The 18,427-nt window shown below is 32.0% G+C and carries 12 protein-coding genes; 5 read left to right on the top strand and 7 right to left on the bottom strand.

Features of this window, described 5'->3' with window-relative positions; genetic code table 11:
• Positions 1-141: 141 nt before the first annotated feature.
• Complete coding sequence (locus J3S90_RS08660) at positions 142-1,200, bottom strand: chorismate-binding protein (protein WP_210645840.1); 1,059 nt, start codon at positions 1,198-1,200, stop codon at positions 142-144.
• Entirely contained in the window at positions 1,200-1,637 is a 438-nt protein-coding gene (locus J3S90_RS08655; RefSeq protein WP_210645839.1) for a PaaI family thioesterase, read from the bottom strand. Before J3S90_RS08655 ends, J3S90_RS08660 begins: the two co-directional genes overlap by 1 nt.
• A gap of 117 nt (positions 1,638-1,754) precedes the next feature.
• On the opposite strand from J3S90_RS08655, the gene J3S90_RS08650 reads away from it, so the two are divergent.
• The 5 genes from J3S90_RS08650 to J3S90_RS15930 all read left to right on the top strand — a co-directional run bounded on the left by J3S90_RS08650 (position 1,755) and on the right by J3S90_RS15930 (position 11,480).
• Positions 1,755-3,281, top strand: a complete 1,527-nt coding sequence (locus J3S90_RS08650; RefSeq protein ID WP_210645838.1) for a hypothetical protein — start codon at positions 1,755-1,757, stop codon at positions 3,279-3,281.
• 210 nt (positions 3,282-3,491) lie between these two features.
• Complete coding sequence (locus tag J3S90_RS08645; RefSeq protein ID WP_210645837.1) at positions 3,492-5,339, top strand: endonuclease; 1,848 nt, start codon at positions 3,492-3,494, stop codon at positions 5,337-5,339.
• A gap of 296 nt (positions 5,340-5,635) precedes the next feature.
• Positions 5,636-9,289: a phosphoribosylformylglycinamidine synthase gene (purL, locus tag J3S90_RS08640; protein ID WP_210645836.1), complete on the top strand. Its 3,654-nt coding sequence runs from the start codon at positions 5,636-5,638 to the stop codon at positions 9,287-9,289.
• 329 nt (positions 9,290-9,618) lie between these two features.
• Positions 9,619-10,272, top strand: a complete 654-nt coding sequence (locus J3S90_RS08635; protein WP_210645835.1) for a hypothetical protein — start codon at positions 9,619-9,621, stop codon at positions 10,270-10,272.
• Between the two features lie 287 nt (positions 10,273-10,559).
• The gene (locus J3S90_RS15930; RefSeq protein WP_236023912.1) at positions 10,560-11,480 is read left to right on the top strand and encodes a VOC family protein; all 921 of its coding nucleotides are present in this window, start codon (positions 10,560-10,562) and stop codon (positions 11,478-11,480) included.
• Positions 11,481-11,537: 57 nt separating this feature from the next.
• On the opposite strand, the gene J3S90_RS08625 is transcribed toward J3S90_RS15930, so the two are convergent.
• Genes J3S90_RS08625 through J3S90_RS08605 form a run of 5 tightly spaced genes read right to left on the bottom strand, consistent with a single transcriptional unit; the run spans position 11,538 to position 18,113 of the window.
• Positions 11,538-12,122 carry a chemotaxis protein CheB gene (locus tag J3S90_RS08625; protein ID WP_210645834.1) on the bottom strand — a complete coding sequence of 195 codons (585 nt, stop codon included), beginning with the start codon at positions 12,120-12,122 and terminating at the stop codon, positions 11,538-11,540.
• Positions 12,104-12,913: a CheR family methyltransferase gene (locus J3S90_RS08620; RefSeq protein ID WP_210645833.1), complete on the bottom strand. Its 810-nt coding sequence runs from the start codon at positions 12,911-12,913 to the stop codon at positions 12,104-12,106. The genes J3S90_RS08625 and J3S90_RS08620 overlap by 19 nt, the downstream gene beginning before the upstream one ends.
• 7 nt (positions 12,914-12,920) lie before the next feature.
• On the bottom strand, positions 12,921-13,286 hold the full coding sequence (locus tag J3S90_RS08615; RefSeq protein WP_188051243.1) for a response regulator: 366 nt from the start codon (positions 13,284-13,286) through the stop codon (positions 12,921-12,923).
• Between the two features lie 20 nt (positions 13,287-13,306).
• Positions 13,307-16,876 carry a response regulator gene (locus J3S90_RS08610; protein ID WP_210645832.1) on the bottom strand — a complete coding sequence of 1,190 codons (3,570 nt, stop codon included), beginning with the start codon at positions 16,874-16,876 and terminating at the stop codon, positions 13,307-13,309.
• 10 nt (positions 16,877-16,886) lie between these two features.
• Complete coding sequence (locus J3S90_RS08605) at positions 16,887-18,113, bottom strand: hybrid sensor histidine kinase/response regulator (RefSeq protein WP_210645831.1); 1,227 nt, start codon at positions 18,111-18,113, stop codon at positions 16,887-16,889.
• Between the last annotated feature and the right edge of the window lie 314 nt (positions 18,114-18,427).

Raw genomic sequence — 18,427 nt, 5'->3', positions numbered from 1 at the left:
CAAGAATTATTTTTCAGCAATTAATTAAACCAATTTTCAAGGAATAATAGTAGTTAATTATTAGAATCTCTATCTGAAATATTTCAAAATTCGTTGCAAATCAGTATCATTTAGATCTATGAAAAAAGAGAATCCAATTAATTACAACACCTTTTTCATTGTCATAGATTTATTAACACTTTCCTCCCACTCTTTTTCAGGATTACTATCTTTTGTAATGCCACAGCCTATATATAAATGAGCTTGTGAATCCTTTATTTGCATACAACGTAAATTTACAAACAAATCAGAACTTATAGTTCCTTTTGCAAAACTACAATTTAATTCACCCAAAAATCCAGTGTAAAAACTCCTATCGTAAGGTTCATTTTTTAAAATAAATTCTTTCGCAACTTCTTTTGGCAAACCACAAACTGCTGGTGTCGGATGCAATAATTTTATGACTTTTTCTAAACTTGAATCTGAATTCATCACTCCTGATACATCCGTTTTAATATGCCATATTGTCCCTGCTTTGATGCTATAGGGTTTGGTGAATTGTACAGACGAAGCTACCTTTTTAAGCCTTTCAACCAAATAATCAGTCACAAACTGCTGCTCTTCTTTTTCTTTTTCTCCCCAAATAATTTCAGACGAACCAGTATCTTTTTGCGTACCAGCTAATGAAATAGTTCCCAATTTATTTTCGCTTACTTTTAATAATTGTTCAGGAGTAGCACCAATCCAATTTCCAATTTTTGGATGATAAAAACAATACACAAAAGCAGTAGGATAAAGATTTACTAATTTTTTAAAAGTTTCGAACATATCAAAATTAGTAACTTCAACTTGCTCCGTTCGAGATAAAACAACTTTTTTGAAATGCTCTTCTTTTATAGCTTGAACCCCTTTTGCTACTAAGATTTCAAAATCTTTTTTTGCAAGAGCGTCTGGCAAAGTATCTTTTTTTGGATAAAACTGAATTTCTGTTTTATCCAAAAAAAAATGAGCTATTTCGGATTCATTTTCAGGAATCAAATAAGTTTTTGATCCATCAAAACTAGCCAAAACAAACCCTTTTTCGCCAAAATCATTGATTTCAAAAACAGAATCGTTATGTTGTAAAAAAACGGTTACTTGTTCTGAATTGGGTTTAGAATACAAAACGAAAGGAAGATTTTTCTCCAGTTGATTCTGAATTTTGCTTTCAATTGTTTCCATTATTTATCTTCACTTTTTCTTTTTGGTAAAATCATATTGGTTAATTTACATAGTGAAATTAGATTATTGCTTTCGTCAGTAATTCTTATTTCCCATAAGTGAATGCTACGTCCTTTATGAACAATTTTGGCAGTTGCAGTAACGATTCCGTTGCGTTTTGCTTTTAAATGATTCGCTGATATTTCTATTCCGCGCACTTCACTCACTTCTGGATTTACAAACAGCATCGAAGCAGCGCTTCCAACACTTTCCGCTAATGCTACTGAGGCACCACCGTGTAATAATCCAACTGGTTGATGTACCGCTGGTGTTACGGGCATTGTAGCTACTAAAAAATCTTCTCCTGCCTCAGTGTAAGTAATATTGAGCGTTCTCATTAATGTGTTTTCAGAAATAAGATTACAATAATTAAGTATTTTTTCTTTGTCAAAAGTCATGTTACAGTATTTTAATTGGTAAAATTAATTAAAAGATATGGTTGAAGACTCCAATTATATTTGTTATTCTAATTTCAATATAGATTTTACCTATTTTTACAAAAAAAACAAACTCAAATGCGTCCACAGATAGTATTATTTTTTATTGGAATGGTATTTTCTATTTGTTCTTGTCGCTCTGATTTTGAAACGGTAGCTAGTAACGGAAAGTTAGAGTTTTCTAGAGATACTATATATCTAGATACTGTTTTTACAAATATTGGTTCTAGTACCTACCGACTAAAAGTTTATAATAGAAGCAAAAATGATATTACAATTCCAAGTATACGATTAGGAAAAGGTCTGAATTCTAAATACCGATTATCCGTTGATGGAATGCAAGGAAACAATGGAAAAATCTTTAATAATGTTGATATACTTGCCAGAGACAGTTTGTATATTTTTATAGAAACCAACGCAAATAGTGCAGACGCAAACCCAAATGATTTTTTATACACGGATCAAATTCAGTTTGATAGTGGGAAAAATCTTCAAAATGTAGAATTGGTAACCCTTATTCAAGATGCCGTTTTCCTATATCCTAAACGTTATGCCGATGGAACGACTGAAACACTTCCTATTGGAGATGAAAAAATTGAAGGTTTTTATTTGGATGAAAATGATCCCATTAATGGAAACGAATTACAGTTTACCAAAAATAAACCTTATGTAATTTATGGTTATGCAGCCGTACCATCCAATAAAATAGCCACTTTTGAAGCCGGAACTAAAGTTTATTTTCATTCAAATTCCGGACTTATTGTTTCTAATAAAGGTTCGATACAAGTGAATGGAACCGTTTCTACAACAGAAAAAATGGAAAACGAAGTGACTTTTGAAGGCGATCGCTTAGAAACTGATTTTACAAATATTCCAGGACAATGGGGAACTATTTGGCTTACTGCTGGCAGCACTAACAATTCTTTCAATCATCTAACCATTAAAAATGCTTCCATTGGATTATTAATTCAAAACAATGATGGCTCAACAGTTTTAATCAAAAACACTCAAATTTACAACTCAACAAACTACGGAATTTTGGCGCAGACCGCAAAAATTGATGCGCAAAATGTAGTGATTAATAATTCCGGTCAAGCTAATTTAGCTTGTACTTATGGAGGTGATTACACTTTTACACATTCTACTTTTAACAATAATTGGAACAGCTCGCAGCAAGTTTCAGTTTATATAAGCAACTACATTACGGGTGCAATTCCCGAGGTTAAAGATTTGTCTGCAGCCACTTTTAACAACTGTATTATTTACGGATCTTATTCAAACGAAATGAGTTTGAATAAAAAAACAGGCGCTACATTTGAATATAAATTCAATAACTGCTTGCTAAAATTTGACAATACCAATACAAAATTCTCCACCAATCCAGATTATCAATTCTTTTCAGATCCATTGCATTACAACGGTATAATTTTAAACAAAGATCCCAAATTTTTTAAAATTTCAAAAAGCAAATTAAATATTGACCCAAGTTCTTCGGCTTTCGCAAAAGGGAATTCGGCCTATTTAATTCCGCTAGACGTTTTAGGAAAAACTAGAACTTTGCCTCCTGATTTGGGTGCGTATCAAAGTATGGAATTTCCCAAGTAAGTCACTCTTTATAAATGGTTCTTGATGTAAAATCAGAAACCTCAAATATAGATTATTGGTGTAATTTTTATTTAATTAGTATTGTTTTTATATAAATTTATTCTTGTTAATAATTTAATGATTAAATAACACAAAGGAATAATTGAGCTTCTTATATTAGCTAAAATTTGCAAAAACAATTTACTTACAATTACATTAACCAATAACCAAATGAAACAAATTTACTCGTTATTTTTTTTATTACTTTTTACAACAATTTTTGCTCAAGCACCTGCAGGATATTACTCTTCTGCAAATGGCAGTGGATATACGTTAAAAACTCAATTATACAACATCATAAAAGGGCATACTGTACTTAGTTACGGTGAATTATATGTTACTTACGAAACATCTGATGTTGATCATTCTTATGAAAATGACGGATCTGTTTTAGACATGTATTCCGAAAATCCAACAGGAACAGATCCCTATAATTTTAGCATTAATGCTACTCAACGTTGTGGATCAAGTGGATACGATGATGAAGGTGATTGTTACAACAGAGAACATATCATACCACAATCTGTATTTAATGAGCAATCTCCAATGGTTTCTGATGCGCATTTCATCACACCTACAGATGGAAAAGTAAACGGAATTAGATCTAATTATCCACATTCAAATGTAACAGTTCCAACTCTTGTAACTCAAAATGGGAGCAAATTAGGTCTTAGTACAACATCGGGCTATTCTGGTTTAGTTTTTGAACCAATAGATGAATTTAAAGGTGACATAGCAAGAATGTATTTTTACTTTGCAACGCGTTACGAGAATACAATTGCTAGTTATACCTATCCTATGTTTAACGGATCTTCAAAAAAAGCATTTACAACATCTTTTTTAAATCAATTGTTAGCGTGGCACAACCTGGATCCTGTAAGTGATAAAGAAATAGAACGCAACAACGCTATCTATGCGCGTCAAAATAATAGAAATCCCTACATTGACCATCCTGAATATGTTGCTGCTGTGTGGACTACTGAATTACCCGATACCGAAGCGCCTACTGCAGTTTCCGATCTCACCATAACTGCTTTAACTTCAAATTCTGCAACTTTGAATTGGACAGCGGCTACTGACAATGTTGCTGTTACTGGATATGACATATATGTAGATAATGTTTATAAATTTACTCAAAATGGCTTAACTTCAACAATTACAGGATTATTACCTTCCACTTCTTATAGCTTTTATATAATTACTCGAGAAGATGAAAGAAATTCATCAATCGCTTCTACAACTGCAATTGGAACTACCACTGCAACTCCAACAGGAGGTTCAGGGGCAACAGAGTTATTTTTCTCGGAATATGTAGAAGGCTCTAGTTTTAATAAAGCATTAGAAATTGCAAACTTCACAGGAGCAGCGGTAAATTTAGCGGGTTATTCAATAAAAAAACAAAGTAACGGGGCTGGAGCATGGACTACAGGATTTAATTTAACAGGAAGCTTGGCCAGCGGTTCCGTATTCGTAGTGGTCGACCCTCAAATAGCAGTTACTTGTTACTCGACTGCTAACGCAAACTTAATTTCTAATAATCAGGAAGCTTACAACGGAGATGATCCAATCGGATTGTTTAAAGATGGAGTATTAATTGACATTGTTGGAACATTCAACGGAGGAACTGCTAAATTTGGAACTGATGTTACTTTGAGAAGAAAACCTAGTATTGTTGCTCCAAATACTACATTTGATAAAATTGGTGAATGGGATCTCTATGGGAAAGATATTTGTGATGGTATTGGTAGTCATGCTGTAACCACTTTAGGAACTAATACTTTTGAAAGTAGTAATTTCAATATTTATCCAAATCCATCAAAAGGTACTATAAAAATAAAATTTGAAGATGCTAATGAAAAACATACCATCCAAATATTTACAATTTTGGGACAAAAAGTTTATGATAAAACTTTAAAAAATAGTCCTTTATCAACAATTGAAAATCTCCAAACAGGAATCTACTTTGTAAAAATAACCAACGAAAACACTACAGTTACTAAAAAAATAATTGTAAATTAAATCCTGGAGATAAAAGAGCGACATTTATTAATTTTGCTCTTTTATTTTAATTCTGTTTTTAAATAACGAAAAGCACATAGGATTTCAACAATTATAAATTCTATTATTTTTGGTACAACTAAAAAAAATATTTTAAACCTCACCTACTTTTTACTTGAAGTGAATTAAAAGCACTTTTTAATCCTAATTTGATATTTATAAACTGAAATTTAAATTTTATTTTTGAAATTTTAATCCTTGCTCGTACTATTTTTTTAAACTAAATTTGCACCTAAAATACAACAAACTACACAACAATGATCCATTTCTTTGAAAACCAAAGCAAAACTGTTTTTGCAGTACAAACGCAAAACGAAATTTCGGCTCAAGACATTTCAAAATTAAACTGGCTTTTTGCCGACTCAAATAAAATAGAAAAATCCGTACTCACGGATTTTTTTGTTGGACCACGTGCCACTATGGTGACACCATGGAGTACTAATGCCGTTGAAATTACTCAAAATATGGGGATTTCAGGGATCATTCGAATTGAGGAATTTCATAAAGTAACTGCCGATTTCACTGATTTCGACCCAATGCTTTCACAAAAATATACGGAATTAAATCAAGATATTTTTACGATAAATGTGCAACCAGAACCTATTTTAGACATTGATGATATCGATGCGTACAATAAAAAGGAAGGTTTGGCTTTAAGCCTGGAAGAAGTAGAATATTTGGATAATTTAGCAACCAAATTAGGTAGAAAACTAACCGATTCAGAGATTTTTGCTTTCTCACAAGCGAATTCAGAGCATTGTCGTCATAAAATTTTCAACGGAACATTTGTAATTGATGGCGAAGAAAAAGAAACCTCTCTTTTCAAATTAATCAAAAAAACATCTCAAGAAAACCCGAACGATATAGTTTCTGCATATAAAGATAACGTGGCTTTTGTAAAAGGGCCAAGAGTGCAACAATTTGCACCAAAAACCGCTGACAAAGCTGATTTTTACGAAATCAAAGAATTTGATTCGGTTATTTCACTAAAAGCAGAAACACACAATTTCCCAACAACCGTAGAGCCTTTCAACGGAGCTGCAACAGGCTCAGGAGGAGAAATTCGCGACCGTTTAGCAGGTGGACAAGGTTCATTGCCATTAGCAGGAACAGCAGTTTATATGACTTCTTATTCTCGATTAGAAGAAAATCGTCCGTGGGAAGATACCGTTCCAGAAAGACCTTGGTTGTATCAAACTCCAATGGATATTTTAATTAAAGCCTCTAATGGAGCTTCTGATTTTGGAAATAAATTTGGACAACCGCTAATTACAGGTTCGGTTTTAACTTTCGAACACGAAGAAAACAATCGCAAAATTGGTTACGATAAAGTAATCATGCAAGCAGGTGGAATTGGATATGGAAAATTAGACCAAGCGCTTAAGAAAAAACCACAAGAAGGCGACAAAATTGTTATTCTAGGTGGAGAAAATTATAGAATCGGAATGGGTGGTGCTGCAGTTTCCTCTGCAGACACAGGTGCTTTTGGTTCCGGAATTGAGTTGAATGCCATACAGCGTTCTAACCCAGAAATGCAAAAACGTGCGGCAAATGCCATTCGTGCCTTTGTAGAAAGTGACAACAATCCAATTGTTTCCATTCACGATCACGGTGCTGGCGGACACTTAAACTGTCTTTCAGAATTAGTAGAAGAAACAGGAGGGTTAATCGATCTAGATAAATTGCCAGTTGGCGATCCTACCCTTTCGGCAAAAGAAATAATCGGTAACGAATCTCAAGAAAGAATGGGATTGGTAATTGGTCAAAAAGACATTGATTTATTACAAAGAGTGGCCGATAGAGAACGTTCTCCAATGTACCAAGTAGGTGATGTAACGGGCGATCACCGTTTTACTTTTCAGTCAAAATCGACTGGTGCTAAACCAATGGATTATGCTTTAGAAGACTTCTTCGGGAGTTCTCCAAAAACCGTAATGAATGATAAAACAATTGCTTACAATTATGCTCCATTAGAGTATTCAGTAAGAAACATTTCGACTTACTTAGAACAAGTATTGCAATTAGAAGCAGTGGCTTGTAAAGACTGGTTAACCAATAAAGTAGACCGTTGCGTAGGTGGTAAAGTTGCCAAACAACAAACGGCTGGACCGTTGCAATTGCCATTGAATAATGTTGGTGTAATGGCTTTAGATTACCAAGGAATAGAAGGTGTTGCCACATCAATTGGACACTCTCCTATCGCCTCTTTAATTGATCCGGTTGCCGGTACACGAACTGCTATAGCAGAATCGTTGTCAAACATTGTTTGGGCTCCTATTAAGGATGGAATGAAAGGAATTTCATTATCTGCCAACTGGATGTGGGCTTGTAAAAACCAAGGAGAAGATGCTCGTTTGTACGCAGCGGTAGAAGCTTGTTCGGAATTTGCAATTGAATTGGGAATCAATATTCCAACAGGAAAAGATTCGCTTTCTATGAAACAAAAATATCCAAATGACGAAGTAATCGCGCCAGGAACGGTAATTATTTCGGCAGGTGGTAACTGTATCGATATTAAAAAAGTAGTAGAACCCGTTTTACAAAAAGACGGTGGTGCTATTTATTATATCAATTTGTCGCAAGACGACTTTAAATTAGGTGGTTCATCTTTCGCACAAACATTAAATGCAATAGGAAATGAAGCACCAACTATTAAAAGCGCAGCTTTCTTCAAAAATGCTTTCAATACCATTCAACAATTAATTTTAGATGATCAAATTCTTGCAGGACACGATATCGGAAGTGGTGGTTTAATCACTACTTTATTAGAAATGTGTTTTGCTGATGTGAATTTAGGAGCTAAAATAGATTTCTCTGTTTTTGAAGAAAAAGACATCATCAAGTATTTATTTGCGGAGAATATCGGAATCGTTTTCCAAGCGAAAGACAATGCCACTATCGAAGCTAAATTAAACGCTAACGGAGTTGCTTTCTACAAATTAGGAAACGCCACTACCGATGCTACTTTAGACTTCGGTCCTTGTAAATTAGATATTGCAAAATACAGAGACATTTGGTTTAAAACTTCGTTTTTATTAGACCAAAAACAATCTAAAAACGGAACGGCACAAGAGCGTTTCAATAATTATAAAAATCAACCGTTACAGTATACGTTCCCTAAACACTTTACAGGTAAATTACCTGTCACTTCGAGCGCAGTCGAGAAGCCAAAGGCAGCTATTATCCGTGAAAAAGGAAGTAATTCCGAGCGTGAAATGGCAAATGCAATGTACTTAGCTGGTTTTGATGTCAAAGACATTCACATGACCGATTTAATATCAGGACGTGAAAATTTAGAAGACATTCAATTCATCGGAGCCGTTGGAGGTTTCTCTAACTCAGATGTTTTAGGTTCTGCCAAAGGTTGGGCGGGAGCCTTTTTATACAACGAAAAAGCAAAAACGGCTTTAGATAATTTCTTCAAACGCGAAGACACTTTATCAGTAGGAATTTGCAACGGTTGTCAGTTGTTCGTCGAATTAGAATTAATCCATTCAGAGCACGAACAAATGCCGAAAATGTTGTACAACGACAGTAACAAACACGAAAGTATTTTTACATCAGTTACGGTACAAGAAAACAAATCGGTGATGTTGTCAAGCTTGGCTGGAGCGACACTAGGAGTTTGGGTTTCGCATGGAGAAGGAAAATTCGAATTGCCATTAGGCGAAGAGCGTTACAACATTGTTGGGAAATATGCTTACGAAGGCTATCCTGCTAATCCAAACGGTTCTCATTATGATGTTGCAATGCTTTGTGATATTACAGGACGCCATTTGGTGACCATGCCGCACATCGAGCGTTCTACCTACCAATGGAACTGGGCACATTATCCAAAAGATAGAAACGACGAAGTTTCTCCTTGGCACGAAGCGTTTGTCAATGCTAGAAAATGGATTGAAAACAATTAATATTTAGTTTTTTATATATGGAAAGCGTTCTCGAAAGAGAGCGCTTTTTTTGTGAAGTTTGTTTTCAAAATTGTTGTGGCATTACGCCTACGCAAAATAGGCAATTCGTTAAAATCTTTCTCATTCAAAAAAAATACGATTTATCTCATTGAAACCTATTCTAATTGGTATTTGATGATTTTCAATTTCATTACTATTCTTCACGCAAACTAGCAGAAATCAATCTGTTAATTTAAAAAATACAATTTGTAATATTATTTTTATAAATTAGCTAAACTAATAATGTACGATGACTGTCACATTAACACCTACAACTAAGCGAAAATTATATGAGAGACTTACTTTCCACATTGACATTAGGTTTATTTATTTGCTTTCAAACAATAATTGCTCAATCAAAACCTGAAAAGTATTATGGTATAAATTTTCAAGAAATCAGCAAACAAGAATTTGAAAAATCTGTAAAAAAAGAGAAATTTTTTAATTATAACCAATATGATATTGAAGATCATATTACTAAAATACTATATAAACGTAAAACGACAGGAAAACTAAATAATGAAGAATTATCATTGTTAAAAAAGGAACTTAGTAAAATTGGACCTTTAGAAAATGAAATTACTATATTAATTTTCTACCCAGGAAAAGATGAATGTAATAATAGATCGAATAGTTTAAGTATAGATTTTTTTAAAACAGAATACAAAAATAAACTTGATAGAATAACAAAATACAATCACTTTTGGATTTATAAAACTGATGAAGATTTAAAATATTATCATCCAGAAAAAATAAATTGGGAAAAGGATAACGATCGAGTAATTGAAAAGTTATTTTTCAAAATGCATTATCCATGTTTTAGTTCCGCAGTAGTAGATAGGTATGGTAATTATCGTTTGAACTTGGCTGAATTCTCAACTGACCAAATTGTAGATGATGTAAAAATAATCAAAAAAAATATCGCTAAAAAATCCATTCAATAATTTTATAAATTGAATCAAAATTCTTTCGTAGAAGTAAAACATTAAAAGTTCAATCTTTAATTGATTTTTATCCAAATCATTATGATACAATATAGATATCAATAGATAAAAGCATTAAATTTTAAGAGAAGAGTTTATTTGTTTTGACTTTATTCAAATTTTAATGATTTGAAAACAAGACACTTTAGAAAGATACTCTCCCTACTTTAAACATAAAATTTCATAAGTATTAAATGATTTGATACCATAAATAAATTTTAGATTAAATTATAATGTAAATAATAAAAATGATATTTAGATACGCAAGACATACTTATGATTTAGAGAAAATTGAAAAATTTTATTTAGAAGTCGTAGGACTAGAAAAAATTGGATCTTTTGAAAAACATAATAATTATAATGGAATTTTCTTAGGTCCTAAAAATGCTAATTGGCATTTAGAATTCACCACTTCAAGTGACCTACCAAAACGTAAGTTTGATCAAGATGATATACTTGTTTTTTATTTGAACTCTGAAATTGAATTAAATAAGATTAGGGAAACGATAAGAAAAAAGAATATAAAAACTGAAGTCTCTAAAAATCCATATTGGTTAAAAAATGGATTAATGATTTCAGATCCGGACGGATTTAATGTTATATTTTCGATCAAAGAACTTTACTTTAATTCCAATGATTATTTGACTAATTTAATCATTGAAAAAGGGATTAAAAACTGGAGTGACTTAATTGAGTTTACGAGAAAACTGGAATATGGAAGAAATTTAAACCGAGAAGATTTCTCACTAGTTCTTAAAGAAAAAAAGGGTACTTGTAGCTCTAAACATTCCTTTTTAAAAAAAGTTGCTGACCTAAATAATTTTCAAAACGTAAAACTCATCTTAGGTATATATAAAATGAACCATTTAAATACTCCAAAGATTGGAAACATACTATTAGATAATAGATTAGAATATATTCCAGAGGCACATTGTTACTTAAAATTAAATAATCTACGAATAGACATAACTAATAATAATTCTGATATTGAAAAGTTGCTACCTGATATTTTCGAAGAAATTGAAATTGAACCTGAACAAGTCAATGTTTTTAAAGTAAATTATCATAAAAATTACATAAAGATTTGGATAAAAGAAAACTTATTAAATAGGGACTTGGATAGCATTTGGCAAATTAGAGAACAATGCATAAAGAAACTGGAAGAATAGGATGCTAAAATTTATTGATCATAAAATTATCATTACGATTGATTTAATTGGAATTCATCACCCATTTATCAAAAGAATAAATTTCAATATTTCCTCTGTTGTCAAAATATAATCTGGTATCATATTTTGAATGGCATTATTCGGCATAAAAGGCATATCAGCTGATGTTGGATTCTGAACCACAACAGTACCTCCTGATTTCTGAATGGCTTGTAATCCCGCAGTGCCATCGGCATTGGAGCCTGAAAGTAAAATTCCTATTACATTACTGCTGTAAATTTCTGCAGCAGCTTCAAAAGAAACGTCAATACTAGGTCTGCTGTAATTTACTTTTTCAGAGCTATCTAAAGCCAGAGTACCATTTTTTTCAAATAGCAAGTGGTAATTAGAAGGAACTACATATAAAAAGCCAGGTTCAAAAGGCATTTTGTCCTCAATAAATTTTAATGGAGTTTTTGATTTTATCTTTAATAATTCTTCTAAAGTTACATCATCAGAATGTTTTCTATGAAGGACAATTACCAATGCAAAGGACCGTATTGCTGGCAAATTAGGCAATATATCCATAAGTACATGCAAGCTACCCGCAGAGCCGCCAATAATGAGAACTTTACAGTTTGCTGCTACTTTATTTTTCTCCATAATTTTTCTTTCTGCACTTGTTTGTATTTTCCTTGACCAATGGAGTATTTTATAGTCTCTTTGGTTCCTAATGCTAAGAAACCAAGTATAGAAAGACTTTGGTCAAATAAATTAATGGCTCTGCTTTGCAAATCGTTGTCAAAATAGATTAAAACATTGCGACAAAAAATCATATCAAATTCATTGAATGAGGTATCTGAAACGAGATTGTGTTGTGAAAAAACCATTTTCTTAATTAAATCTTCACTAAATTTTGCATTGCCATAATTGGCAATATAATAATTAGAAAAATCTTCTTGTCCTCCAGAATCTCTATAGTTTTCAGAATAATCTTTCATCATTCGCAACGGAAAAATTCCTTTTTTTGCCGTTTCTAAAACCTTCGAATTGATATCCGTTGCATACAATATTGATTTATGTAGCAAGCCAGCCTCATTTAATAAAATAGCCATAGAGTAAACCTCTTCCCCGCTAGAACAACCGGCATGCCAAATCCTTATAAAAGGTTTTGTCGCTAAAACAGGTAAAATTTCATTCCGCAAGACTTTATAAAAAGAAGGATCTCTGAACATTTCGGTTACATTCACCGTAATTTCATCAACAACTCTTTTGTAATAATCGGCTTCGTATTTCACTTTTGACAAAAAATCATAAAAACTGGAAAAACCATCTAACTGCATGATTCTATTAACACGTCTTTTTAAGGAAGCCCTAGAGTAATTTCCAAAATCAAAACCATAATATTCATAAACATCGTTAATAAAAGTATCTAATTCTATGTCCTCTATCATAATAAACTTAAATTTTAGATAAGGCTACAAGTAGTTTATCTACATCAACAGGTTTTGAGATATAATCATCCGCACCTGCTTCAAAGCATTTTTCTTTATCACCAGTCATCGCCTGAGCCGTTACTGCAATAATTGTTGTTGACTTGCGAGAAGGAATTTTTTTAATCAATGGAATAGCATCATAACCATCCATATCTGGCATCATCATATCTATTAAAACAGCATCGAAAATTTGATCTGTTTCTAAAAGTACTAACGCTTCTTCGGCACTCAAGCAAGAAAGACATTCATAAGATCTTGCACGTAACGTATTTACCAATGCAAAAATATTCCTTGGATCATCGTCAATAATTAAGAGTTTCTTCTTATTCATAAATTTAAATCAATTTTTAATTAAACTTTATCATACAACCACACTCTTAATAACGAAAGTAATTGGTCTATATCTACTGGTTTTGTTATATAATCTGAAGCGCCTGCTTTGATGCATTTTTCTCTATCGCCTGTCATAGCCTTGGCGGTAACTGCAATCAAAGGTAATGCTATCATTTTAGGATTGTTTCTAATTTTTTCGGCCGTTTCATAACCATCCATATTAGGCATCATCATATCTAGTAAAACAATATCAGTATCGGTATGTTCGGCTAACATTTTGATAGCTTCATTACCATCAAATGCTGTTATTACGTTCATCTTAAAAGCTTCTAAAGCTTTGGTGAGAGAATAGATATTTCTAACATCATCATCGACAATTAGAACTTTTTTATTATGTAAAATATTGTTGAGTTGATTTAACTTTTTAAAATTTTCTTTTTTATCATCGGTTCCTTTGTTCTCTTCCACCAAATGTAGAAAAAGAGAAACCTCATCTAACATTCTCTGATACGAATGAGCCGTTTTTACAATAATAGAATCGGCATATTTTTTAATTTTAACCTCCTCTTTTAGTGACAAACTTTTCCCTGTAAAAACAATTACAGGAAGATTTTCTAATCCAGGACTTTTCTTAACTCCTTCTAAAATCTCGTATGCTTGTTTATCGGGAATTCCCATATCAAGGATTACACAATCGATATCTTTTTTATTTAGCGCGTCTAAACCTTCAGAAACTTCACTTTTTATCTCCGAATTGATATTGTGATTTTCTAAAAAGAAAGCCAATGCTTTGGCATGTTTGGGATTGTCTTCTATAATTAAAACTTTTTGTGATTCCTTACTAATGATATGTTCTATTCGAGTAAAAACCTCTGGAATTCGATCAAAAGCAACCGGTTTATGAAGAAAGTCAACTGCACCTTGTAGCAAACTTTCCTGTTTTAATTTATGTGAGGACATAATATGAACAGGAATGTGCTTAGTTTGTGAGTGATTTTTTATTTCCTCTAATACTTCCCATCCACTTTTTATAGGCAACTCAATATCCAAGAGTATTCCAACTGGTTTGTATAAAATAGCAAACTTTAAGGCATAATCTCCTCGAACAGCCACAACTGTTTTATAGCCGTTTTGCCTGCTAAATGCTAAAAGTGATTTAGCAAAATTCATATCATCTTCGACAATCAAAATAACTTTATCACCAGATAAAATAGAATCTCTATCGTCTTCTATCTCCTCTGGAATTACTTCAGATATGTATTTCTTCTTAGTTTCTTTCTCTACTATAGTATTGTTTTCAGGAATACTTAGCAACGGTCTTTTATCAATTACTACTTTACTACTTTGAGATACAAATCGTGGCAAACATAAAGTAAAAGTACTTCCTTCACCTTCTACACTATTTAATAATATTTCGCCACTAAGTAATTTTGCCAATTCGCGACTGATCGATAAGCCCAAACCTGTTCCGCCATATTTTCTTTTGGTTGAACCGTCTGCTTGCTGAAAAGCTTCAAAAACGAGTGGTTGCATGTCTAACGGAATTCCAATTCCAGTATCTTTTACAATGAAACAGATTATTTTGTCATCATCAGTATTTATTTTAATCTCTAGTGTTACAGAACCGCGATTGGTAAATTTTAATGCATTAGAAATTAAGTTTTTTAGAATCTGTTCTAAACGCATTTTATCTGTTTTAAGAATAATAGGAGCTTCATTGGCAATAATTTCAAAGCCTATATTTTTTTCTTTGGCAACTTGCGTAAACAAACTAGATAAACCATCTGTTATTTCTTTCGTGGTAACATCTATAAACTCAAGCTCCATTTTTCCAGCTTCAATTTTAGATAAATCTAAAATTTCATCAATTAGTCCTAACAAGCTATTTCCTGAACTTTGAATTACTTGTGCAAATTCTATTTCCTCACTGTTCATACTCTGATTATTATTCTCTGATAATAACCTACTTAAAAGTAATATAGAGTTTAACGGAGTACGTAATTCATGTGACATATTAGCTAAAAACTCCGATTTGTAGCGGGTTGACAACTCTAAAGCTTCTGATTTTTTTAAAATTTCAGTATTTTTTTCTTCTAATAAAATACTGCGTTCCGAAAGCTCTTCATTGGTTTGTTCCAATTCTTCTTGTTGTACTCTTAATTCTTCTTCTGAGGCTTGTAGTTTTTCAGTTTGTGTTTCTAACTCTGCGTTCATTGACTCTAATTCACTATGCTGAATGCGTAATTCTTCAGATTGCGCCTCCGTTTCTTCTAGTAATTCGAGTACCCTTTTTCTATTCTGAGTAGATTTTAAAGCAATTCCAATATTATTACTAATAATTTTTAAAAACTCTAAATGCAAGCTAGTAAAACCAGTGATACTAACTAATTCTAGCGCTCCTTCTACTTTATTATCTATTAATGGTAAAGCAACAATATGAGTAGGTTTTATTTCACCTAAGGCATAACTAATTTGAATATCTTCAGATGGAACTCCTTTGATCTCTAGCAGTTTTCCCGAAACAATCGTTTGTCCAAGTAAACCTTCTCCTTTTTTAATTTGTGTTCTATTTTTGTTGGGAACGTAACTATATCCTGCTTTTGCAAAAAGTGTTTCTCCTTCTAAAACATAAAATGCACCCGCACTACTATTGGTGTAAACACACAAAAACTCGATAATATCGTTTGATAGTTCCTCAAGATTTTTATCTCCCAACATGACACTATTAAGATTAGCAATACCCGCTTGTAACCACTCTTTATCAGATAATAAAGTGAAAGATTTTTTTAAAGAAGTACTCATGTTATTTAGTGAATCACCAACACTTCCTAATGCGTCTGCCTTACTATCATCTACTTTGATATCATAATTGCCTTTAGCTATATTTACTGCAATAGTGCTAATAGCTTCAATCCTTTGAGCTGTTTCTTTATCTTTTTGCAACAATTCTTCTTGCAATTTAGCACGTTCTGTAAAATCTCTTAAAATACGAATTAAGAATATTACTGAGATAAAAAAGGCTATGATAAATGCTACAATAATTAGAATTAAACTATAACTACCATAATCTTGTGAACTCTGATTACGATCTTTTAATTGCGTTTGCTCATTTTTTTCTACTTGTTTAAAATTCTCTCTTAATTCGTCCATCAACATTTTCCCTTCATTAAGATCAAATGTTGCTGTCAATTTTCCAAGACGTTTTTTGTCAATTTGCTTATTGAGATATTGAAAATAATTGGCTCGGAGAACCTTTAATTCTTTTAGTGATTTTTGCTGTAAAGAATTGTTTTTTGTCAGATCATCGAGTTTGTTAAAATAGATATTTGATTCCAATTCGGCTTTTTTATACATATCAACAAACTGCTCGTTTCCTGTAATTAAAAAACCGCGCATGCTAGTTTGACCGTCCGTTAATACGGCTTCACCCTGATTCAAATTATAAATAATCTCTTGAGTATGATTGACCCAATAAACACTTTCTAATAATTTTTTTATACTAATATAAGACGCTGTAGAACTTACTACTAATACCAGCAATGAAATCGTAGAACTTATTAATAAATTTCTTTTAAAATTACTTCTCATAAATTTTAATCTAATTGTTTTGAATATCATGTTGTAATGGCAAAACCAGGATAAAACTAGCACCTTTGCCTAATTGACTTTTTGCAGTAATCAGTCCGTTGTGTTTTTCCATTATTTTTTTAGAAATGGCAAGTCCTATTCCGGTTCCTTCGTAAATAGAACGATCATTTAAGCTTTGAAAAATAACAAAAATTCGGTCCAAATAAATTTCATCAAAACCAATTCCATTGTCAGAAATAGTTATTCGGCAAAATTTACCTTCTGGTGAAGCTTGGCCTTCAAAATCCTTGGTTAAAATTAATTCTGAACTAATTTCTATAGTAGGAATAGCAACATTCCCTGAAAATTTGAGCGCATTTCCTATCAAGTTCTGAAACACTTGTCTTAACTGACTCGGAATACTATCAATTACGGGTAAATCACATATTTTTACCACGGCATTCTTATTTTCTATTTGATAATCAAAATCAGAAAGCACTTCTTGTAAAACTACATTTAAGTCTGTTTTTTCTAAAACCACTTTTGACGACAATCTCGAATAAGCTAGCAAATCACTAATTAAAGTTTGCATTCGCTCGGCCGATTTCATTGTCCGATTTACATAATCTATTGCTTTTGGATTGTCCTTTAAATATAAGTCTTTCAGAATTCCGATAAAGATTTGAATTTTTCGGATTGGTTCATTCAAATCATGTGAAACTACCCAAGAAAACTGCTGTAATTCGTGGTTTTTGAATTCTAATTCTTCATTTTTTAAAACTAATTCTTTAGTTCTCTCAATAATTTTCATTTCTAAATTATCTTGAGCTTCGGTTCGAATAGCAATTTCTTTTGAAAGTAAATCCTTCATCACTTTCAATTCGTTCTGCTGATCGTAGATTTTTATAAATGTTTTTACTTTTAGAATTAACAAATCCGAATCTACCGGTTTTGTTATATAATCTACAGCGCCAGTTTCGTAACCTTTAAAAATATATTTCTTTTCTATGTTAATTGCCGACAAAAAAATAACCGGTATGTCTTTTGTTTTTTTGTTGCCCGATAAAATCTTTACTACTTCAAAGCCATCGAGTCCAGGCATCTGAACATCCATTATAATCAGGCTATAATTAATTTTTAAAATTTTCTTAAGCGCTTCCTCACCAGATTCTGCAGTATCAACATCGATATTGTGCAATTCTAATGTTTTTTTTAAGGCAATTATATTTGCTACAATGTCATCTACAATTAATATCATTTAATATGGGAGGTAAATCGTATGGTTTAATTAAAGTAAAACCTTTCCGAAAATTGTTATCAAGTTTGAAAATAAATGAATTGAAAAAATTCATAAATCGTCCAAATTTATAAAAAAAATACAAAATATTCTTTCAAAACAGAGTAAGATAATTACATAATTCCCATGTTTAAAAGTCAAAGTTTACCTTAAATCTTATACTATTATTTTTAATTATTGAAACATTAAATAGATTCATTTACCAATTTAAAATTTATTACTCTAAGACCTTATATATTAAAAACAAAAGATTAAAAAAAAAAAAATCAACATAC

Source organism: Flavobacterium flabelliforme (assembly GCF_017948675.1).
Taxonomy (GTDB): domain Bacteria; phylum Bacteroidota; class Bacteroidia; order Flavobacteriales; family Flavobacteriaceae; genus Flavobacterium; species Flavobacterium pygoscelis.
The sequence above is the reverse complement of the archived record's forward strand: the minus strand, read 5'-3'. Positions and strand labels throughout refer to the sequence as shown.